Source organism: Pseudomonas sp. P1_F7 (assembly GCF_056405655.1).
Genome location: NZ_JBFUBR010000002.1, coordinates 459,030 through 479,843 on the forward strand (window position 1 = coordinate 459,030; position 20,814 = coordinate 479,843).

Below are 20,814 nucleotides of genomic sequence, written 5' to 3' on the forward strand. Positions count from 1 at the left end.
CATGAACGATCACAACAACAATATCGAGCTGGAAACCGCCATGACCACGACCACCATGACCATGATCCAGGCCCTGCGCTCGGCCATGGATGTGATGCTTGAACGGGACGAAAACGTCGTGGTCTTCGGCCAGGACGTGGGCTACTTCGGCGGCGTGTTCCGCTGCACCGAAGGCCTGCAGAGCAAGTACGGCACCTCGCGGGTGTTCGACGCGCCGATCTCTGAAAGCGGTATCGTCGGTACAGCCGTGGGCATGGGTGCCTACGGTCTGCGCCCGGTGGTGGAGATCCAGTTCGCCGACTACGTGTACCCGGCCTACGATCAGATCATTTCCGAAGCCGCGCGCCTGCGTTATCGCTCGGCCGGCGAGTTCACCGCGCCAATGACTCTGCGCATGCCCTGCGGCGGCGGCATCTACGGCGGCCAGACCCACAGCCAGAGCATCGAGGCACTCTTCACGCAGGTGTGCGGTCTGCGCACCGTCATGCCGTCCAACCCCTACGACGCCAAAGGCCTGCTGATCGCCTCCATCGAAAACGATGACCCGGTGATCTTCCTTGAGCCCAAACGCCTGTACAACGGTCCCTTCGACGGCCACCACGAACGCCCGGTAACCCCGTGGTCGAAACACCCCGCCGCACAGGTTCCGGACGGCTACTACACCGTACCGCTGGACGTTGCCGCGATCGCCCGTCCGGGCAAGGACGTCACCGTGCTGACCTACGGCACCACCGTCTACGTGTCGCAAGTCGCCGCTGAAGAAAGCGGCGTCGATGCCGAAGTCATCGACCTGCGCAGCCTATGGCCGCTGGACCTGGAAACCATCGTCAAATCCGTGAAGAAAACCGGCCGTTGTGTCGTGGTTCACGAAGCCACCCGTACCTGCGGTTTCGGTGCCGAACTGGTGTCGCTGGTGCAAGAGCATTGCTTCCACCACCTGGAAGCGCCGATCGAACGCGTCACCGGTTGGGACACCCCTTACCCGCACGCGCAAGAGTGGGCGTATTTCCCAGGCCCGTCCCGAGTGGGCGCGGCGTTGAAACGGGTCATGGAGGTCTGAATGGGCACGCACGTTATTAAAATGCCGGACATTGGTGAAGGCATTGCAGAAGTTGAATTGTCGGTATGGCACGTCAAGGTCGGCGACATGGTCGTCGAAGATCAAGTACTGGCCGATGTCATGACCGATAAAGCGATGGTGGATATTCCGTCGCCGGTGCATGGCAAGGTGATTGCCCTCGGTGGCCAGCCGGGCGAAGTCATGGCGGTTGGCAGTGTGCTGATCAGCATTGAAGTCGAAGGCGCGGGCAACGTTAAGGAGTCGGCGCAACCGGCTCCCGTTAAAGAAGCCCCGGTAGCCGCACCCAAAGTTGAAGCCGTGGTTGAAAGCAAACCCGTCGCGGCCCCGGCGCCGAAAGCTGCCGTATGCCAGGGCCCGATGGTCGCTCGCGAGGCCGATGAGCGTCCGCTGGCATCCCCGGCCGTGCGCAAGCATGCGCTGGACCTCGGCATTCAATTGCGCCTGGTGCGTGGCACCGGCCCCGCCGGCCGCGTACTGCATGAAGATCTCGACGCCTACCTGGCCCAGGGTCAGTCGAACGCTTCGGCGCCGGTGGCGGCTGCTTACGCCCAACGTACCGATGAACAGCAGATCCCGGTGATCGGCATGCGCCGCAAGATCGCCCAGCGCATGCAGGACGCCACCCAGCGTGCCGCCCACTTCAGTTATGTCGAAGAAATCGACGTCACGGCTGTGGAAGAGCTGCGCGCGCACCTCAACGAAAAACACGGCGCGACCCGCGGCAAGCTGACTTTACTGCCGTTCCTGGTCCGTGCCATGGTCGTCGCCCTGCGCGACTTCCCGCAGATGAACGCCCGCTACGACGACGAAGCCCAGGTCATCACCCGCCTCGGCGCGGTACACGTCGGCGTTGCGACCCAGAGCGACGTTGGCTTGATGGTGCCGGTGGTGCGTCACGCCGAAGCCCGCAGCCTGTGGGACAACGCGGCGGAAATCGCCCGCCTGGCCACCGCCGCACGCAATGGCAAGGCCAGCCGCGACGAGTTGTCCGGTTCGACCATCACCCTGACCAGCCTCGGCGCCTTGGGCGGCATCGTCAGCACGCCGGTGCTGAACCTGCCGGAAGTGGCGATTGTCGGCGTGAACAAGATCGTCGAACGGCCAATGGTGATCAAAGGCCAGATCGTGATCCGCAAGATGATGAACCTCTCCAGCTCCTTCGATCATCGCGTGGTCGACGGCATGGACGCGGCGCTCTTCATCCAGGCCATTCGTGGCTTGCTCGAACAACCCGCCACTTTGTTTGTGGACTGATATTAGCGGAGCATGAATGCAAACTTTGAACACCACGCTGCTGATCATCGGCGGCGGCCCCGGCGGTTATGTGACGGCGATCCGTGCCGGTCAGCTGGGCATCCCGACCATTCTGGTGGAAGGCCAATCGTTGGGCGGCACCTGCCTGAACATCGGCTGCATTCCGTCGAAGGCATTGATTCACGTCGCCGAGCAGTTTCACCAGACCCAGCACCACCATCAGCTTTCGGCCCTGGGCATCAGCGTTTCGGCGCCCACCCTGGACATCACCAAGAGCGTCGAGTGGAAGGACGGCATCGTCGATCGCCTGACCACCGGCGTCGCGGCGCTGCTGAAAAAGAACAAGGTCCAGGTCGTTCAAGGCTGGGCCAAGGTGGTTGACGGTAAAACCGTGGAAGTCGGCGACACACGCATTCAGTGCGAGCACCTGGTGCTGGCCACCGGTTCCAAAAGCGTGAACCTGCCGATGTTGCCGATTGGCGGGCCGATCATTTCGTCCACCGAAGCCCTGGCGCCGACCTCCGTGCCCAAGCGCTTGATTGTGGTCGGCGGTGGTTACATCGGTCTGGAACTGGGCATTGCCTATCGCAAGCTCGGCGCCGAAGTCAGCGTGGTGGAAGCGCAGGAGCGCATCCTGCCGGCCTACGACGCCGAACTGACTCAACCGGTGCACGACGAACTGAAAAAACTCGGTGTGAAGCTTTACTTGAAACACAGCGTGCAAGGATTTGATTCTTCTAACAATACCTTGCAGGTACTGGAACCGAACGGCGAGACCCTGCATCTGGAAACCGATCAGGTGCTGGTGGCCGTCGGTCGCAAGCCCAATACCCAGGGCTGGAACCTCGAAGCGCTGAACCTGGACATGAACGGTTCGTCGATCAAGATCGACAACCGTTGCCAGACCAGCATGCGCAACGTCTACGCCATTGGTGACCTGAGCGGCGAACCGATGCTCGCGCACCGGGCCATGGCCCAGGGCGAGATGGTCGCCGAGCTGATCAGCGGTAAAGCCCGCGAGTTCAACCCGACCGCCATCGCCGCCGTGTGCTTCACCGACCCGGAACTGGTGGTGGTCGGCAAGACCCCGGACGAAGCCAAGGCCGCAGGTTGGGACTGCATCGTGTCGAGCTTCCCGTTCGCCGCCAACGGCCGGGCCATGACGCTGGAGTCGAAAAGCGGCTTCGTGCGCGTGGTCGCCCGTCGCGACAATCATGTGATTGTCGGCTGGCAGGCGGTGGGCGTTGGCGTGTCGGAGCTGTCCACGGCGTTTGCGCAAAGCCTGGAAATGGGCGCGCGGCTGGAAGACATCGGCGGCACCATCCATGCGCATCCGACGCTGGGCGAGGCGGTGCAGGAAGCGGCGTTGCGCGCTCTGGGGCATGCGTTGCATCTGTAAAGATCAAAAGATCGCAGCCTTCGGCAGCTCCTACAGGTGGCCGCCGATCCCGTAGGAGCTGCCGCAGGCTGCGATCTTTTCGACGAAGAACCGGGAAGTTTAATAAGCAGGCTAATAAATCTGCTTCTCCCCCTATCGTCTGGGCTGCGATTTAGCCCAAGAATGAAGTATTGTTGTCCCCATCCAAAAAACGTCAGAAGCCTTGAACCGTTTCGGCGGTTGTTAAGTGATAGAGGGTGTCATGGGTAACGAAAGCATTAATTGGGACAAGCTGGGTTTTGACTACATCAAGACCGACAAGCGCTATCTGTCGTACTTTCGCAATGGCGAGTGGGACAAGGGCACCCTGACCGAAGATAACGTGCTGCACATCAGCGAAGGCTCCACTGCCCTTCATTATGGCCAGCAATGCTTCGAAGGCATGAAGGCCTATCGTTGCAAGGACGGCTCGATCAACCTGTTCCGCCCGGACCAGAACGCCCTGCGCATGCAGCGCAGCTGTGCGCGCCTGCTGATGCCGCAGGTGGACACCGAGCAATTCATCGAAGCCTGTAAAGCAGTGGTCCGTGCCAACGAGCGTTTCATTCCGCCGTACGGCACCGGCGGCGCGCTGTACCTGCGTCCGTTCGTGATCGGCGTGGGTGACAACATCGGCGTGCGTACTGCCCCCGAGTTCATCTTCTCGATCTTCTGCATCCCGGTCGGCGCCTACTTCAAGGGCGGCCTGACCCCGCACAACTTCCTGATCTCCAGCTACGACCGCGCCGCGCCACAAGGCACCGGTGCCGCCAAGGTCGGTGGCAACTACGCCGCCAGCCTGATGCCGGGCTCCCAGGCCAAGAAGGCGCATTTCGCCGACTGCATCTACCTGGACCCACTGACCCATACCAAGATCGAGGAAGTCGGTTCGGCCAACTTCTTCGGGATCACCCACGACAACAAGTTCGTGACCCCGAACTCGCCATCGGTACTGCCGGGCATCACCCGTCTGTCGCTGATCGAACTGGCCAGGTCCCGCCTGGGTCTGGACGTGGTCGAAGGCGACGTGTTCATCGACAAGCTCTCCGACTTCAAGGAAGCCGGTGCTTGCGGCACCGCTGCAGTGATCACGCCAATCGGCGGCATCAACTACAACGATCACCTGCACGTGTTCCACAGCGAAACCGAAGTCGGCCCGATCACCCAGAAGCTCTACAAAGAGCTGACCGGCGTGCAAACCGGCGACATCGAAGCGCCAGCGGGCTGGATCGTCAAGGTTTGACCTGACGCCAGACACACAAAAGCCCCCCATCGGGTGACCGATGGGGGGCTTTTTCATGGCCGAATGAAAAGATCGCAGCCTGCGGCAGCTCCTACAATGGCCGCCCCCCAACCCCCGTAGGAGCTGCCGCAGGCTGCGATCTTTTGCCGTCACGCTCAATGGGCAACTCAACCCCGAACCGCCCCGCTACCTCCTTGAGCCCCAACGCCGTCAGCGCCAACGCACGGCTGTCCAGATCCTGCGTCACCCACTTGCGCTTGAGCGCCGTCTGCAGCAAAGCCGCGCCCAGCGATCCACCCAAATGCGGCCGGCGCATGCTCCAGTCCAGGCACGGGCAGGCAAAGCGGCGGCGCAACGTGCTCAAGTCCTGTACCTCGATCCCAAGCCCTTGAAACATTGCCGTACCGCTGTCGCTCAAGCGATAGGCCTGTTCGTCGGTTTCCTCAAGCCAGCCCGCTTCGAGCATCCGGTCATGCAACAGCACGGCCAGGGTGCCCGCCATGTGGTCGTAGCAGGTGCGGGCAAATTGCAGGCGATCCGGGGTACGCGACTGGAAGTCCGGCACGGTGTTCTGGCCGATCACCATCAGCGCTTCCAGGGCCTGGGCCACGCGTTTGTCCGCCAGGCTGTAATAGCGGTGACGTCCCTGAACGTGCAGCCGCACCAGCGCCAGCTCCTTGAGTTTGGCCAGGTGGGCACTGGCGGTCGACGCGCTGACTTCGGCCACCGCCGCCAGTTCGGTGCTGGTGCGGGCGTGGCCGTCCATCAGCGAACAGAGGATTTTCGTCCGCGCAGGCTCAGCGATGGCTGCCGCCACCTGCGAGACGCCAATGTCGTGTTGCTCTACGTTCACTACGTTCGCTGCGCTCATATTTCGCTCCCGGACGAATCAACGCCCTTTCGGACTGGAGATAGTAGCAACACTTTCCAACGACAAAAGGCTGTGACCCATGGACCCGATCATCGCTGCGACCCATGCCGATCCTTATCCCTACTACGCACAACTGCGTGCCGAGGGTGGGCTGGCTTTTCATTCGGAGCTGAACCTGTGGGTGGCCAGCAGCGCCCGGGCGGTGGCCGCTGTGCTGGCGCATCCCGATTGCCACGTTCGCCCCGCGCAGGAGCCGGTCCCCAGGGCGATTGCCGATGGCATGGCCGGCCAGGTGTACGGTCAATTGATGCGCATGAACGAGGGCGAGCGCCAGCGTTGCCCACGGTCGGCGATTGCGCCGGGGCTGGAGTTGATCGATACGCGGGAAGTCGAGGCCCTGGTCAGCGTCAGGTTGATCACCGCCGACGCCGCCGGCCTGTACAACGCCATGTTTCGTGGGCCGGTGTGCGTGGTGGCGGCGTTACTGGGTTTCACTCCGGCTCAGGGCCGTGTCATCAGCGAGCTGACGGCGGATTTCGTCGCCTGCCTGTCGCCCTTGAGTGACGCGGCACAATTGACCGCCGCCCACGCTGCCGCCGAACAATTGAGCGGTTATTTCATCGAATTGCTCGACGATCCGCACAACCACAGCCAGTTGCTTTCAGGCATCCGCCAGCGCTTCGCCTCCGGCGCACCGCAAACGCTGATCGCCAACCTGATCGGCCTGTTCTCCCAGACCTTCGAGGCCACTGCCGGACTGATCGGCAACGCCGTGCTGGCATTGATTCAACACCCGTCGTTGCGCAGCGAATCAACCCCTATCGAAGACCTGCTGGCCGAAGTGCAGCGTTTCGACCCGTCCGTACAGAACACTCGCCGCTTCGTCGCTGCACCCTGCGAGATTGACGGAGTGAGGCTGAATGCCGCAGACGTGATCCTGGTGCTGCTGGCCTCGGCCAATCGCGACCCGCAGCTCAACGACTACCCCGACGCATTCCTGCTCGACCGCCCGAACCGGCGCAGTTTCACCTTCGGAGCGGGCCGCCATCAATGTCCGGGGCAACGACTGGCGTTATGCATTGCTGGCGCTACCGTCCGGCAAATTCTGGCGATGAAGCCGACACTGGATCGCTTGACCTGGCATTTCCGTCCTTCCTTGAATGGGCGGATTGCGCTGTTCAGTGATTGACCGGCCGCTTGATCGACGATCACCCCAACTGCCCAATCTTTTCAGCATCCGGCCAGAACAACGCCGCCTGCCCCACGCGCACACCCTGCTGATCGATGAGCGTCCACACCTTGCCTTCATGAATCATGAAGGCATTACCCTGCCGATCCACCCGGTAGCCACTGTAACCGTGAGCAATGCCATGGGCCGTGACCTGCTCCAGCAGGGTCTGGCGCACCGCACGGTCCAGTGGCGAGGCGCTGAAGCGCGAGGGCATGCCCAGAAATTCCGGGCGCGGGTACTTGAAGCAGGCCAGCGCCTGTTCATTGGCGTAGAAGAACAGAGGATCGTCTTCAGTGCCATGGGCCAGCAAACTGTAGGGCGCGTGGGCGTGCAGCCAGTGCAGGCGTTCCAGTCCGGTCAGCGACTGCGGGGCTGGCAGGTGTTCGCCGGTCCAGTGCCGATAAGACTCGTCCAGCAGTTCGATGGCCGTGGCGTATTCGTTGATTGGTGACATGGGGCTCCCCGGCAATCGCGGTCAATCATCCCGCGTCAGTACTTCCAGCAATTCAATTTCGAAGATCAGGTTCGAATTCGGCGTGATCTTGCCCATGGTGCGTTCGCCATAGGCCAGATGCGCCGGCACCAGCAACTTGCGCTTGCCACCGACCTGCATGCCCATGATGCCCTGGTCCCAGCCCTTGATGACCCGCCCGGTGCCGATCACGCACTGGAAAGGCTTGCCACGGCTGTAGGAAGAGTCGAATTCGGTCCCGTCTTCCAGCCAGCCACGGTACTGGGTGGTGATCAGTGCGCCTTTGATGGCGGCTTTTCCGTCACCCGGCTGAAGATCGATTACCTGAAGCTCGTCATTCATTGATTTCACTCGTATGCTCTCTCGCCCTCAAGGGCCTGACGGGCGCCGTTTTCCCAGATTTGCTCTCGATTGGCAACCATTGCCACCTCCCGCGCGACGTTTAAAGCTGTTTGCTGAACTAAAATAATCAACAATTACCCGTACGGTTCACCGTCCTGATGGCCATCCCCGAATGATCCTGCTCTGGACCTGCGTCATCCTTGGTTCAACGACGCTCATCCTGATCGTCGCGCTGGTCTGGCGCGAACGTTCGCTGCAAAAACAACTGGCGGTGTATCGCGCGGTCATCAACAGCCTGTCCGAAGGTCGGAACATCCGCCAGGATGACGACGCCGAGCGCTTCAAACGCAGCCAGTACTTTGCCCGCATCGGCACCTGGGACTGGGATGTCGACACCGACCGGTTGTACTGGTCAGATGCGATTTTCGGCATGTTCGGCTTCAAGATCGGCGAAGTGACGCCCTCCTACGCCCTGTTCTGCTCCTGCGTGCATCCGGACGACCGGCTCAGGGTTCGGGCCGGCGAACTGCGTTGCCTGGAAACCGGCGAAAACCATGACGAGGAATACCGCGTGGTCTGGCCCGACGGAACGATCCGCTGGCTGCGGGAAACCGGCAACGTGGTCAAGAATGACCATGACGAAACGATCAAGATGATGGGCGTGGTACGTGACATCACCGAAGAAAAGGCCTCGGCCAACTACCTCAAGCACCTGGCCCATTACGACCCGTTGACCGGCCTGCCCAATCGCCTGGTGCTCGAAGAGCGCCTGTCCGAAGCGCTGGAGCTGGCGCGCACCAGTGCCACGCGGGTGGCGCTGGTGTTTGTCGATCTCAATGGCTTCAAGGCCATCAACGACCGTTATGGTCATGCGGCCGGCGACCGCGTGCTGGTCACTACCGCCACGCGGCTCAAGCGCATTCTGCGTGGCACCGACACCGTCGCCCGGATCGGTGGCGACGAATTCGTGGTCATCCTCCAGGACTTGCCCCAAGGTAAAAGCCTGCAAGACGAAGCGCGCACGATCTGCCAGAAAATCTTCGTCGAACTCTCCCCGCCCGTCACCATCGGCAACGACCAGCGCCACATCGGCACCAGCCTCGGCGTCGCCGTATTCCCCGATCATGCGCCGAGCATTGACCGCTTGCTGCACATTGCCGACCTGGCGATGTATGAGGCCAAACGCAGCGGGAACAATCAGTATCGGTTGGGCACCGAGAGCGTGGTGCGGGCACATAGCGAATAGCGTTTCGTCGATGGGTGCCTGTACCGGTAATTGCACGAGCACGTCCACAAATGCATTGATCCACTTCGCACATCAATGCATGCCAACAATGCAATTAACATATCGATGCCCCTGCTCCACTATCCGCCCCAATAAGAACCGTGCGCCGCGTCCTGTCGGCGCACGTCATAAAAGCGGTGGAGTACACGTCAATGACAGCATCAATCCAACGGCCCGCAACTACCGGTCGCTCCCGGGCCAGCGCGATCTTCCGGGTCACCTCGGGCAACTTCCTCGAACAGTTCGACTTCTTCCTTTTTGGTTTCTATGCCACGCAAATCGCTGCCGTGTTCTTTCCGGCCAGCAGCGAGTTCGCCTCGCTGATGATGACCTTCGCAGTGTTCGGCGCAGGCTTTCTGATGCGTCCGCTGGGCGCTGTGGTATTGGGTGCCTATATCGATGATGTGGGCCGACGCAAAGGGCTGATCGTCACCCTGTCGATCATGGCCAGCGGCACGATCCTGATTGTGCTGGTACCCGGCTACGAAACCATCGGCCTGTTCGCCCCGGCGCTGGTGCTGATCGGGCGGCTGCTGCAGGGCTTTTCTGCCGGTGCGGAACTGGGCGGCGTGTCGGTGTATCTGGCCGAAATCGCCACACCCGGCCACAAGGGCTTTTTCACCAGTTGGCAGTCGGGCAGCCAGCAAGTGGCGATCATCGTCGCCGCTGCGCTGGGTTACGCCTTGAACCAGTGGATGGCACCGAGTGTGATTGCCGATTGGGGCTGGCGGATTCCGTTTTTCGTCGGCTGCATGATCGTGCCATTCATCTTTCTGCTGCGCCGCAACCTGGAAGAAACCGAAGAGTTCGCCACCCGTAAACACCGCCCGAGCATGGGTGAGGTGTTCCGCACCCTGGGGCAAAACTGGCTGATGGTGTTCGCGGGCATGATGATGGTCGCCCTGACCACCACCGCGTTCTACCTGATCACCGTGTATGCGCCGACTTTCGGTAAAACCGTGCTGCACCTGAGCACGTCCGATGCGCTGCTGGTGACATTGCTGGTCGGCGTTTCGAATTTCATCTGGCTGCCGATTGGCGGCGCACTCTCGGACCGTATCGGTCGACGCCCGGTGTTGATCGCCATGGCCTTGCTGGCCATCGCCACCACCTACCCGACGCTGACCTTTCTGGTCAACGCGCCCAGCTTCATCCACATGCTGCTGGTGCTGTTGTGTCTGTCGTTCATCTACGGCTTGTACAACGGCGCGATGATCCCGGCGCTGACGGAAATCATGCCAGTGGAGGTGCGTGTCGCCGGGTTCTCGCTGGCGTACAGCCTGGCCACCGCCGTGTTCGGCGGGTTCACCCCGGCAATGTCGACCCTGCTGATCCAGTACACCGGCGACAAGGCTGCGCCGGGTTACTGGATGAGCTTTGCAGCACTGTGCGCGCTGTGCGCGACGCTCATGCTCTATCGCCGAGCCTCGAATCATCTGCAGCCGGTGGCGTCGTGAGCCTGCCCTTTATCGAGAACATGACCATGAAAAAACAGTTCGGTTTTGCTACCCTCGCGTTGGTGGCCAGCCTGGGCCTGAGCAACCTGGCCCAGGCGGAAGAGATCCGAGTAATGACCTCCGGTGGCTTCACGGCGGCCTACAAGATCCTCGGCCCGAAGTTCGCCGCCTCCACCGGCAACACCCTCGACACCGCACTCGGCCCATCCATGGGCAAGGCCCCGGAAGCGATTCCCAATCGCCTGGCCCGCGGAGAGCAAGCCGACGTGGTGATCATGGTCGGCTATGCGCTGGATGATCTGATCAAACAAGGCAAAGTCGATCCCGCTTCTCGGGTCGAACTGGCGGACTCGCGCATTGGCCTGGTCGTGCGCGAAGGAGCACCGAAGCCGGATATCAGCAACGTCGAGGGCCTGAAAAAGACCCTGCTCGACGCGAAATCGGTGGCCTACTCCGACAGCGCCAGCGGCGTGTACATCGAACAGCAGTTGTACAAACGCCTGGGGATCGAAGACCAGCTCAAGCCCAAATCGACCATGGTGCCGAAAATCCCCGTGGGCTCGGTGGTTGCCACCGGCGACTATCAACTGGGTTTCCAACAAGTGAGCGAATTGTTGCCGGTGCCGGGAGTGAGTTTCGTGGCGAAGATTCCGGAGTCAGTGCAATCGGTGACCCGGTTTGCCGCCGGCATCCCGGTAGGGGCACAACACCCGGCCGAAGCCAAAGCCTTGCTGGAATACCTGGCCTCGGCCCAGGCTCAACCGGATGTGCAGGCGACCGGACTGGACTCGGTCAGCCGCTGACCGACGGCTGCACGACTTTCATCTCTACCACCAGCCGTTCCAGCTCCAGTGCCGCCGGGGTCAGGGTTCGACCCCGGCGCTTGATCAGACCGACGCTGCGCATCACCTGCGGTTCGGTCAATGGCACCCGCGTCAGGATTGGGTGATCCGCTGCCGGCATCGCCATCAGCGGCACCGCCGCCACGCCCAACCCGGCCTCCACCAGACCGATCATGGTGGTCACGTGCCGGGTTTCGCAGATGCTCGGCCGCTGCGGCACCACGCCGGTCAGTGCCTGGTCCAGCAGAAAACGGTTCCCGGAGGTTTTATCCAGCGAGATGTAATCCTGCTGATAGAACTCGTCCCAGGTGACACTGCTTCGCCCCGCCAACGGATGATCGCGCCGGCACGCCACGACATACCCTTCTTGCACCAAGGGCTCGAAATCCACTTCGGACTCCAGGGTGCCCATGAAGCTCAGGCCAAAATCCGCTTCACCGTTGACCACCGCGCTCAACACTTCGTGGGCGCTCGAGTCCAGCACCTTGACCTTGATCCGCGGAAACTGGCGGTGATAGTGCGCGATCACCCGCGGCATGAAGTAGTAAGCCGCCGAGGGTACACAGGCGACCGTGACATGGCCGAGCCGAGTCGAAGCGACTTCGCTGATGCCCAGCAATGCCACGTCCAGATCGTCCAGCAGGCGCTCGACGCTGGGCATGAAACCGCGGCCGGCCTGGGTCAGGCTGACCTTGCGCGTAGTGCGCTCGAACAACCGGACGCCCAGGGCGTCTTCGAGCTTTTCGATGCGCCGGCTCAAGGCTGGCTGGGATATCCGCACCGTATCGGCCGCCTTGCGAAAGCTGCCCTGCTCAACCACGGCACGGAAAGCCTGCAGATCGTTGAGGTCGAAGTTGATCGCCATGGGGATTACTCGGGAGGGACAGTTGGATTAATCAGCTAATTCTATAAATGTAACTAATTAATGCAAATTGTAACATCTGAGCCCGAGGGCCTTGCTGACGCCGAAGGGCTCAGCCTTTATTCTTGTCACCCCCGCTGTACCGAGTTATGGAGTTTTCTCATGCCCCATGAAGGCAACCTGCTACAAGCCGCCGTCGTATTTCTGATGGCGGCCGTGCTCATCGTTCCGTTGGCCAAGCGCCTGCAACTGGGGGCAGTTCTGGGCTACCTGTTTGCCGGGGTGATCATCGGCCCGTCGGTGCTGGGCCTGATCGACAACCCGCAAAGCGTCGCGAACATTTCCGAACTCGGCGTGGTGTTGCTGCTGTTCATCATCGGCCTGGAACTGTCGCCGCGTCGCTTGTGGGTGATGCGCAAATCAGTGTTCGGCGTGGGTTTGGCACAAGTGCTGCTGACCGGTTCGGTGATTGGCGTGGTGGTGCTGTGGGGCTTTGGCCAGCCGCTGAACACCGCGATCGTCCTGGGCCTGGGCCTGGCGCTGTCGTCCACGGCCTTCGGACTGCAAAGCCTGGCCGAACGCAAGGAACTGACCAGCCCCCACGGGCGGCTGGCGTTCGCAATTCTGTTGTTTCAGGACATCGCCGCGATCCCGTTGATCGCCATGGTGCCGTTGCTGGCCGGTGGCAATCACAGCACCACCGCCAGCGAAAACCTGAACCACGGCCTGCAAGTGCTGGCCAGCATCGCCGTGGTGGTGATCGGCGGGCGTTATCTGCTGCGACCGGTGTTTCGCGTGGTGACCAAAACCGCGCTGCCAGAGGTCTCCACCGCCACGGCGTTGCTGGTGGTGATCGGCACGGCCTGGCTGATGGAGCTGGTCGGAATTTCCATGGCCTTGGGCGCCTTCCTCGCCGGCCTGCTGCTGGCGGACTCCGAGTATCGCCATGAACTGGAAGCCCAGATCGAGCCGTTCAAGGGCCTGTTGCTGGGGCTGTTTTTCATCAGCGTCGGCATGGGCGCGAACCTGAGCCTGTTGCTGAGCATGCCGGTCGCGGTGCTGGGCCTGACCCTGCTGCTGATCGCGATCAAACTGCCGCTGCTGTTTATTGTCGGTCGCTTGGCCGGGGGTTTGAAGAAGGTCAGTGCGATCCGCCTGGGTATCGTGCTGGCAGCCGGTGGTGAATTTGCCTTTGTGGTGTTCAAGATCGGTCGCGATCATGGGCTGTTCGCGGCAGAACTGCATGACTTGCTGGTGCTGACCATCACCCTGTCGATGGCTGTGACGCCGCTGTTGCTGCTGGTTTGCGCACGGTTGGTCAGCCCGAAAGTGCAACCGGTGGAAGTACCGGAGAAATTCCGCGAAATCGACGCCGACGCGCCACGTGTGGTGATCGCCGGCATGGGTCGCATGGGCCAGATCGTTGCGCGGATTTTGCGTGCACAGAACATCAAGTTCGTGGCCCTCGACACCTCGGTGGAAACCATCGAGCTGTCCCGCAGTTTTGGTGGCGTACCGGTGTTCTACGGCGACCCGATGCGCCCGGAAATCCTCAGCGCGGCCAAGGTCGGGGAAGCCGAGTATTTCGTGATCGCCACCGACGACCCGGACACCAACATCAAGACCGCCGAGCTGGTGCGCAAGCTCTATCCGCATATGAAAATCATCGCCCGCGCCCGTAACCGTCAGCATGTGCATCGGCTGATGGACGTCGGCGCTCACGCCGTGCGCGAAACCTTTTACTCGAGCCTGGAAATGAGCCGACAAACCCTGATCGGGTTGGGATTGACCCAGGCCCAGGCGGATGCGCGGATCAAACGCTTCAAGCAGCACGATGAAGTGGTGCTCGAAGCCCAGCACGCGGTGTATGACGACGCGGTGAAAGTCATGCAGACGGCGCAGGAAGCGCGGGCGGAACTGGCCAGGCTATTTGAGTCGGATCAACTGCAGGAGCAAGCGGGAACAAAATGAGGTGAATTTGAGGGACCCTTCGCGAGCAGGCTCGCGATGAACGATGACGCGATGTGATGGATCAACAACAATTGCCAGGGAACCACCATGACTGACCAACCTGCCCCCGCCCTCAAGGAAATCTTCAACGTCGAGCGCCTCAAGCACATCGCCATTGAAATGACCGCGATCTATCCACCATTCGAGGCCAGGCGTTTCCTGAAACTGGCCCAAACCGGCCTGGCAGACCTCAGCGTCATGCAGCGCATGGCCCGGGTCAGCGAGTGCCTGCACGCGGTGTTGCCGCTGGACTATGAGGCGTCGCTAGAGGTGCTGCGCGCCCTCGCCCCGCGCCTGAACAGCGGCTTCGTCAGCATGTGCCTGCCGCAGTACGTCGCCAGTTATGGCGCCCATGCGTTCGACCTCTCGATGGACGCCTTGAAGTACTTCACCGCCTTCGGCTCCTCGGAGTTCGCGATTCGCCATTTTCTGCGCAGCGACCTCGATCGCTCACTCAAGCTGATGCACGACTGGTCGCTGGATGACAACGAACACGTACGGCGCCTGGCCAGCGAAGGATGCCGGCCGCGCCTGCCCTGGTCATTCCGGCTGGAGCCCATCCAGGCCGATCCGACACTGGCCGCGAAAATCCTCGACAACCTCAAGGCCGACACCAGCCTGTACGTGCGCAAGTCCGTGGCCAACCACCTCAACGACATCACCAAGGATCATCCCGAATGGGTGCTGGACCTGATCGAAGGCTGGTCGCTGGACAACAGGCACAGCGCATGGATCGCCAGACACGCCCTGCGCAGCCTGATCAAACAGGGCAATCAGCGGGCACTGGCGATCATCGGCGCGGGCGGCAAGCCTGAAGTCGAGATCGTTGATGTGAAAGTCGAACCGCCAGTGATTGGCCTGGGAGAAAAAATCACCCTGTCGTTTGCCATCAAATCCACCGTTCAAAGCAGCCAACGCCTGGTGATCGACTATGCCATCGATTACGTCAAGGCCAACGGCAGTACGTCGGCGAAGGTGTTCAAGCTCAAGGCGCTGACGCTGCCGGGCAATGCCGTCGAAGCCGTCAGCCGTGGTCAGCAGATCAAGGAACTCACCACCCGCCGGCATTATGCGGGGCGCCATGCGGTGCATATCATGGTCAATGGCGAAAGGCTGGCCAGCACTGCGTTCGAGATTCTCGGTTAAACCATAAGATCAATTCTGTATGTGCCGCCGCCATCGCGAGCAAGCTCGCTCCCACAGGGATCTGCTGTGTTACACAGTCGGTGTGAACAGCACAAAAACCTTTGGGAGCAAGCTTGCTCGCGATGGCGTCAGTTCAGCCACCCAGTAACAACCCCTGCTCCCGCTCACACAACTCCACCACGTAATCCCACAACACCCGCAACCGCACCGATTTGTGCAGCTCGCGGCGAGTACTGATCCAGTAGCTGCGCTGGATGCTTTCGTCCGGCAACAGCGGCACAAGGTCCGGGTCGGCTCTGGCCATGTAGCACGGCAGCACGGCAATCCCCAGGCCTGAGCGCGCAGCCTGTTGCTGGGCGATGACGCTGGTGCTGTGAAACACCACCTGCGGGTTGCGGCAGAAGCTGTTGAGGAACATCAGTTCCTGGCTGAACAGCAAATCATCGACATAGCCGATCCAGGCATGGCGCCCGAGGTCCTCACGACTGCGTAACGGCGGAGAACGGTCGAGGTAGGCCTGGCTGGCGTAGAGCGCCAGGCGGTAATCGGTGAGTTTGCGGGTGACCAGCATGTCGGCGGCCGGGCGCTCAAGGTGGATGCTGATTTCCGCCTCGCGGTTGAGGATGCTGACAAAACGCGGCACCGCCACCAGTTCCACCTCCAGCCCAGGATAGCGCTCGAACAAGCCGTTCATGCGACTGGCGAGGAACATGATGCCCAGGCCTTCGGTCACCCCGACACGGATCTTGCCCAGCGGCGCGGTGGATTGAGTGATTTCCTCCTGGGCCAGCAGCGCCACGTTCTCCATCGCCTCGGCGTGTTTAAGCAACGCCTCGCCCGCCGGGGTCATCTCGTACCCCTGGGCATGCTGGACGAACAACGCCGTACCGAGGCTTTTTTCGATGGCCTCGATGTGCCGCGCCACGGTGGCATGGGTGGTGTTCAGGCGGCGGGCGGCCGTGAGCAAACGCCCGCTGCGCTGCAATTCGAGAAAAAACCGCAGGTCATTCCAGTCGAACATGAATCGTCCTTGTTCTTTGCCGTTCGGGATGCTGTTTAAAAACGCACAGCGGGTGCGCAAAAACTAACATTCTTTTGACGAAAGCTAACAACTAGGATGACAGACAACAAGTACAACAAAACGAGGTCAGGGATGCAGACTTCCCTAGATGAATACGATTACATCGTGGTCGGGGCCGGACCGGCCGGGTGTCTGCTGGCCAATCGACTGTCGGCCAACCCGCAACATCGCGTGTTGCTGCTCGAAGCCGGTGGCCGCGACAACTATGCGTGGATTCACATCCCCGTGGGTTACCTGTTCTGCATCGGCAACCCGCGCACCGACTGGTGCTTCAAGACCGAAGCGCAACCCGGCCTGCAAGGTCGCGCCCTGAGCTACCCGCGCGGCAAGGTGCTGGGTGGCTGCTCCTCCATCAACGGCATGATCTACATGCGCGGCCAGGCCGCTGACTACGACCGCTGGGCCGCCGACGGCAACCCCGGCTGGAGCTGGCAAGAGGTGTTGCCGCTGTTCAAGCAGAGCGAAAATCACTTTGCCGGCGCCGCCGAATTTCACGGTGCCGCGGGCGAATGGCGGGTCGAACGCCAGCGCCTGTCGTGGCCGATTCTCGATGCGTTCCGCAGTGCCGCCGAACAAAGCGGCATCGCCAGCATCGATGACTTCAACCAGGGCGACAACGAAGGTTGCGGCTATTTCCAGGTCAATCAGAAGGCCGGCATCCGCTGGAACGCGTCCAAGGCCTTTCTCAAACCCATTCGCCAGCGTCCCAATCTCACCGTGCTGACCGGGGTCGAAGTCGACCGCGTGCTGCTGGACAATGGCCGCGCCTCGGCGGTCAGTGCCCGCTGGCAAGGCCAGGCGAAGACCTTCAAGGCGCGCAAGGAGATCGTCCTGTGTGCCGGCTCGGTCGGTTCACCCAGCATCCTGCAACGCTCCGGCATCGGCCCGCGTCCGCTGCTGGAGCGGCTCGGCATTGGCGTCGCCCATGAGTTACCCGGCGTCGGCGGTAATTTGCAGGATCACCTGCAACTGCGGCTGATCTACAAGCTGGAGAATGCCAGCACCCTTAACCAGATTGCCGGCAGCCTGTGGGGCAAGCTGGGCATGGGCCTGCGCTACCTGTATGACCGCAGCGGCCCGCTGTCCATGGCGCCGAGCCAGTTGGGCGCCTTTGCCCGCTCGGGGCCGGAGCAGACTTCAGCCAACCTCGAATATCACGTACAACCGCTGTCGCTGGAGCGCTTTGGCGAACCGTTACATGCGTTCCCGGCGTTCACCGCATCGGTCTGCGATTTGCGCCCGCAAAGCCGTGGTCGGGTGGACATCCGCTCCGCCGATCCGCAAGAAGCACCGCTTATTCAACCCAACTACCTCAGCCACCCGGAAGACCTGCGGGTCGCCGCCGATGCCATTCGCCTGACCCGGCGCATCGTCGCCGCGCCGGCCCTGCGCCCCTTCAATCCCGTGGAATATCTGCCCGGCGACAGCCTGCAAAGCGAAGAGCAACTGCACGAAGCCGCCGCGCGGATCGGCACCACGATTTTCCACCCGGTGGGCACCTGCCGCATGGGCAATGACGCCGACGCCGTAGTCGATGCGCAACTCAAGGTCCATGGCATCCCCGGCCTGCGCATCGCCGATGCCTCGATCATGCCGCGCATCACCTCGGGCAACACCTGCTCACCGACGCTGATGATTGCCGAGAAAGCGGCGCAGATGATCCTCAACCCCGACACACGGAGCGTTAAGCCACCGATGGAACTGGTAGCAAACACCTGAGCGTGGGACGCGCTCAATGTAGGAGCTGGCGAAGCCTGCGATCTTTTGATCTTGCTTCTCCGACAACCTCAGGAAGGCCAAAGATCGCAGCCTTCGGCAGCTCCTACAGGTTGCGAGTAAGGCAAAAAGATCGATGTAGGTAGCGAGTAAGACAGGAAGATCGGAGCAGTTAGCGTCGAATTGACAGAAGCGGCACCAGCCCAAAAGGCCGGCGCCGACAGTGGAACAACAAAAACAATCACTGTGAGGGATACCGATATGTCAGAAAACGTTCAAACCCTGGAAGCCGTGCGCAGCGCGGGCACTAGCCAGGAAACCCAGAAAGTCATCTTCGCCTCGTCCCTCGGGACGGTCTTCGAGTGGTACGATTTTTTCCTCTATGGCGCCCTCGCAGCGGTGATCAGCAAGCAGTTTTTCGCCGGGGTCAACGACACCACCGCGTTTATCTTTGCCCTGATGGCCTTCGCTGCCGGCTTCATCGTCCGGCCGTTTGGCGCGCTGGTGTTCGGTCGGTTGGGGGACATGATCGGACGCAAATACACCTTCCTCGCCACCATCATCCTCATGGGCCTGGCGACGTTCTGCGTCGGATTGCTGCCAACCTACGCCAGCATCGGCATCGCCGCGCCGATCATCCTGGTGGCGCTGCGCATGCTCCAGGGCCTGGCCCTGGGCGGTGAATACGGCGGCGCCGCGACCTATGTCGCCGAGCATGCGCCCATCGGCAAACGCGGTTTTCACACCAGCTGGATTCAATCCACCGCGACCCTGGGCCTGCTGCTGTCGCTGCTGGTGGTGCTGGGCTGCCGCTACTTCACCGGCGATCAGTTCGAAGTCTGGGGCTGGCGCATTCCGTTTCTGTTTTCCATCGTGCTGCTGGGCATCTCGACCTGGATTCGCCTGAGCCTCCACGAGTCGCCGGCCTTCGTGAAAATGAAAGAAGAAGGCAAGCTGTGCAAACAGCCGATTCGCGACTCCTTCGGCAAGTGGGAAAACCTCAAGGTGGTGCTGATCGCGCTGTTCAGCATCAATGCCGGGCAAGCGGTGACCTTCTACGCCGCGCAATTCTATGTGCTGTTCTTTCTCACCCAGTTCCTGAAAATGGACCCGGCGGTGGCCAACGGTCTGCTGATTGTCAGCGTGACCATCGGTGCCCCGTTTTTCATCTTCTTTGGCTGGCTGTCGGACAAGGTCGGGCGTAAACCGGTGCTGATGATCGGCCTGCTGCTGGCCACCGCGCTGTACTTCCCGATCTTCAAGACCCTGGCCCACTACGCCAACCCGGCCATCGACCAGGCCAGCCGCCAGGCACCGATCACCGTGATGGCCGACCCCGCCACCTGCACCTTCCAGTTCGACCCGGTGGGCAAGGCGAAATTCGACAGCCCGTGCGACAAGGTCAAGACCTTCCTGGTCAAGCAGGGCCTGCCGTACCAGAGCGCAGCGGCCCCGGCCGGCAGTGGCGTGCAGGTCAGCGTCGGTGACGTGAAGATCGATGGTTTCGACGAAGCCGCCTTGCGCGGTGCTGTAACCCTCGCCGGTTACCCGAAACAGGCGGACATGCAGCAGATCAACAAGCCGATGATCGTGGCGCTGATCGTGGCGCTGATCATCATCTCCGCGATGTGCTATGGCCCGCTGGCGGCGTTGATGGTCGAACTGTTCCCGACCCGCATCCGCTACACCTCGATGTCCCTGCCGTACCACATTGGCAACGGCTGGTTCGGCGGCTTTCTTCCGACCGTGTCGTTCGCGCTGGTGGTGTACACCGGGGACATCTTCTACGGGCTCTGGTATCCGGTGGTGATCACCGGGGTGAGCCTGGTGGTGGGGATGATTTGCCTGCGTGAGACACGCAACGTGGATCTCGACAAAAACTGAGGTCATTGCTCGCGACGAGGGAGCGAGTCCCTCGTCGTGACGATCAACCCCAATCAAACCTCGGCATCGAGCAACTCAAACTTCACTTGATCCGGATAGAACGCCAGATACCCGCGGATTTGTTCCACCGACACCTTGGGGTCTTCGTAACTCCACACCGCATTGGCACTTTCATGCCCCGGCACCTGCAAACTGAAATAACTGGCATCGCCCTTGTACGGGCAATAACTGGTGTGGTCGGTGCGGGCGAAATACTTCTCGTCGATATCCTCTCGCGGCACGTAGTACACCGGCGGGTAGTTGGCCTCCAGCAATACCAAGGCCCGCGCCGAGGCGGCTACTTGAATACCGTGAAACCTCACCAGCAGACAGCCAGGCTGCTCGGCGATGGTGATGACAGGGCTAGGACCGGAGCTTTTCATGGAATGCGTTCCTCATGACAGTGATGGACCTGCAAGGGCCACAAGCGGCGACGCTGAATTCTGCAACCACGGTCTAAGAGGTATAACTCAGGTTTCGAATGTGCGAATGCTTCGCAGCCGAACGGAAACACCGATGTCTTGCAAACAGACGCAACATCAAACTGTACATCCATACAGATAAAGATTGCTCCATCGTCC

General features: G+C 61.3%; 18 protein-coding genes. 12 read left to right on the forward strand and 6 right to left on the reverse strand.

The window, feature by feature from the left end; translation table 11 throughout:
• The first annotated feature begins 1 nt into the window (after window position 1).
• From AC1D1M_RS03695 to AC1D1M_RS03710, 4 genes are all read left to right on the forward strand, one after another.
• Entirely contained in the window at window positions 2-1,060 is a 1,059-nt protein-coding gene (locus AC1D1M_RS03695; RefSeq protein WP_477774571.1) for an alpha-ketoacid dehydrogenase subunit beta, read from the forward strand.
• Window positions 1,061-2,335 carry a dihydrolipoamide acetyltransferase family protein gene (locus AC1D1M_RS03700; protein ID WP_477774572.1) on the forward strand — a complete coding sequence of 425 codons (1,275 nt, stop codon included), beginning with the start codon at window positions 1,061-1,063 and terminating at the stop codon, window positions 2,333-2,335.
• A 16-nt stretch (window positions 2,336-2,351) separates the two neighbouring features.
• Window positions 2,352-3,734, forward strand: a complete 1,383-nt coding sequence (gene lpdA / locus AC1D1M_RS03705; RefSeq protein WP_477774573.1) for a dihydrolipoyl dehydrogenase — start codon at window positions 2,352-2,354, stop codon at window positions 3,732-3,734.
• Window positions 3,735-3,975: 241 nt separating this feature from the next.
• Window positions 3,976-4,995, forward strand: a complete 1,020-nt coding sequence (locus tag AC1D1M_RS03710) for a branched-chain amino acid aminotransferase (RefSeq protein WP_223455986.1) — start codon at window positions 3,976-3,978, stop codon at window positions 4,993-4,995.
• Between the two features lie 91 nt (window positions 4,996-5,086).
• Here the strand turns inward: AC1D1M_RS03710 and AC1D1M_RS03715 are convergent, their stop codons facing one another.
• The gene (locus AC1D1M_RS03715; protein WP_477774653.1) at window positions 5,087-5,848 is read right to left on the reverse strand and encodes an ArsR/SmtB family transcription factor; all 762 of its coding nucleotides are present in this window, start codon (window positions 5,846-5,848) and stop codon (window positions 5,087-5,089) included.
• A 97-nt stretch (window positions 5,849-5,945) separates the two neighbouring features.
• Between AC1D1M_RS03715 and AC1D1M_RS03720 the strand changes: the two genes are divergently transcribed.
• Window positions 5,946-7,055 carry a cytochrome P450 gene (locus AC1D1M_RS03720; protein ID WP_477774574.1) on the forward strand — a complete coding sequence of 370 codons (1,110 nt, stop codon included), beginning with the start codon at window positions 5,946-5,948 and terminating at the stop codon, window positions 7,053-7,055.
• 19 nt (window positions 7,056-7,074) lie between these two features.
• Here AC1D1M_RS03720 and AC1D1M_RS03725 read toward each other — a convergent pair whose 3' ends face one another.
• A complete protein-coding gene (locus AC1D1M_RS03725) occupies window positions 7,075-7,551 on the reverse strand; it encodes an MEKHLA domain-containing protein (RefSeq protein WP_477774575.1) in 477 nt (158 codons plus the stop codon).
• Window positions 7,552-7,572: 21 nt separating this feature from the next.
• Window positions 7,573-7,911 (reverse strand): FKBP-type peptidyl-prolyl cis-trans isomerase, encoded by a 339-nt coding sequence (locus tag AC1D1M_RS03730; RefSeq protein ID WP_477774576.1) that lies wholly within the window; start codon window positions 7,909-7,911, stop codon window positions 7,573-7,575.
• A 172-nt stretch (window positions 7,912-8,083) separates the two neighbouring features.
• Here AC1D1M_RS03730 and AC1D1M_RS03735 point away from each other — a divergent pair, with 172 nt between their 5' ends.
• The 3 genes from AC1D1M_RS03735 (at window position 8,084) to AC1D1M_RS03745 (ending at window position 11,456) form a co-directional block, all read left to right on the forward strand.
• Complete coding sequence (locus AC1D1M_RS03735; RefSeq protein WP_477774577.1) at window positions 8,084-9,157, forward strand: diguanylate cyclase domain-containing protein; 1,074 nt, start codon at window positions 8,084-8,086, stop codon at window positions 9,155-9,157.
• Between the two features lie 191 nt (window positions 9,158-9,348).
• Complete coding sequence (gene tcuC, locus AC1D1M_RS03740; protein ID WP_477774578.1) at window positions 9,349-10,653, forward strand: tricarballylate/proton symporter TcuC; 1,305 nt, start codon at window positions 9,349-9,351, stop codon at window positions 10,651-10,653.
• Between the two features lie 26 nt (window positions 10,654-10,679).
• Complete coding sequence (locus AC1D1M_RS03745; RefSeq protein WP_477774654.1) at window positions 10,680-11,456, forward strand: substrate-binding domain-containing protein; 777 nt, start codon at window positions 10,680-10,682, stop codon at window positions 11,454-11,456.
• Here AC1D1M_RS03745 and AC1D1M_RS03750 read toward each other — a convergent pair.
• The gene (locus AC1D1M_RS03750) at window positions 11,446-12,360 is read right to left on the reverse strand and encodes a LysR family transcriptional regulator (RefSeq protein ID WP_477774579.1); all 915 of its coding nucleotides are present in this window, start codon (window positions 12,358-12,360) and stop codon (window positions 11,446-11,448) included. The two genes, AC1D1M_RS03745 and AC1D1M_RS03750, sit on opposite strands and share 11 nt — an antisense overlap.
• Before the next feature lie 159 nt (window positions 12,361-12,519).
• Here AC1D1M_RS03750 and AC1D1M_RS03755 point away from each other — a divergent pair, with 159 nt between their 5' ends.
• Together AC1D1M_RS03755 and AC1D1M_RS03760 are read left to right on the forward strand one after the other, a co-directional pair.
• Complete coding sequence (locus AC1D1M_RS03755; protein ID WP_477774580.1) at window positions 12,520-14,328, forward strand: monovalent cation:proton antiporter-2 (CPA2) family protein; 1,809 nt, start codon at window positions 12,520-12,522, stop codon at window positions 14,326-14,328.
• Between the two features lie 87 nt (window positions 14,329-14,415).
• Entirely contained in the window at window positions 14,416-15,513 is a 1,098-nt protein-coding gene (locus AC1D1M_RS03760; RefSeq protein ID WP_477774581.1) for a DNA alkylation repair protein, read from the forward strand.
• A gap of 133 nt (window positions 15,514-15,646) precedes the next feature.
• On the opposite strand, the gene AC1D1M_RS03765 is transcribed toward AC1D1M_RS03760, so the two are convergent.
• Entirely contained in the window at window positions 15,647-16,534 is an 888-nt protein-coding gene (locus tag AC1D1M_RS03765; protein ID WP_477774582.1) for a LysR family transcriptional regulator, read from the reverse strand.
• A 132-nt stretch (window positions 16,535-16,666) separates the two neighbouring features.
• On the opposite strand from AC1D1M_RS03765, the gene AC1D1M_RS03770 reads away from it, so the two are divergent.
• Window positions 16,667-18,313: a GMC family oxidoreductase gene (locus tag AC1D1M_RS03770; RefSeq protein WP_477774583.1), complete on the forward strand. Its 1,647-nt coding sequence runs from the start codon at window positions 16,667-16,669 to the stop codon at window positions 18,311-18,313.
• Between the two features lie 258 nt (window positions 18,314-18,571).
• Entirely contained in the window at window positions 18,572-20,194 is a 1,623-nt protein-coding gene (locus AC1D1M_RS03775; RefSeq protein ID WP_477774584.1) for an MFS transporter, read from the forward strand.
• Between the two features lie 53 nt (window positions 20,195-20,247).
• Here the strand turns inward: AC1D1M_RS03775 and AC1D1M_RS03780 are convergent, their stop codons facing one another.
• Window positions 20,248-20,616: a DUF427 domain-containing protein gene (locus AC1D1M_RS03780; RefSeq protein ID WP_008046975.1), complete on the reverse strand. Its 369-nt coding sequence runs from the start codon at window positions 20,614-20,616 to the stop codon at window positions 20,248-20,250.
• Between the last annotated feature and the right edge of the window lie 198 nt (window positions 20,617-20,814).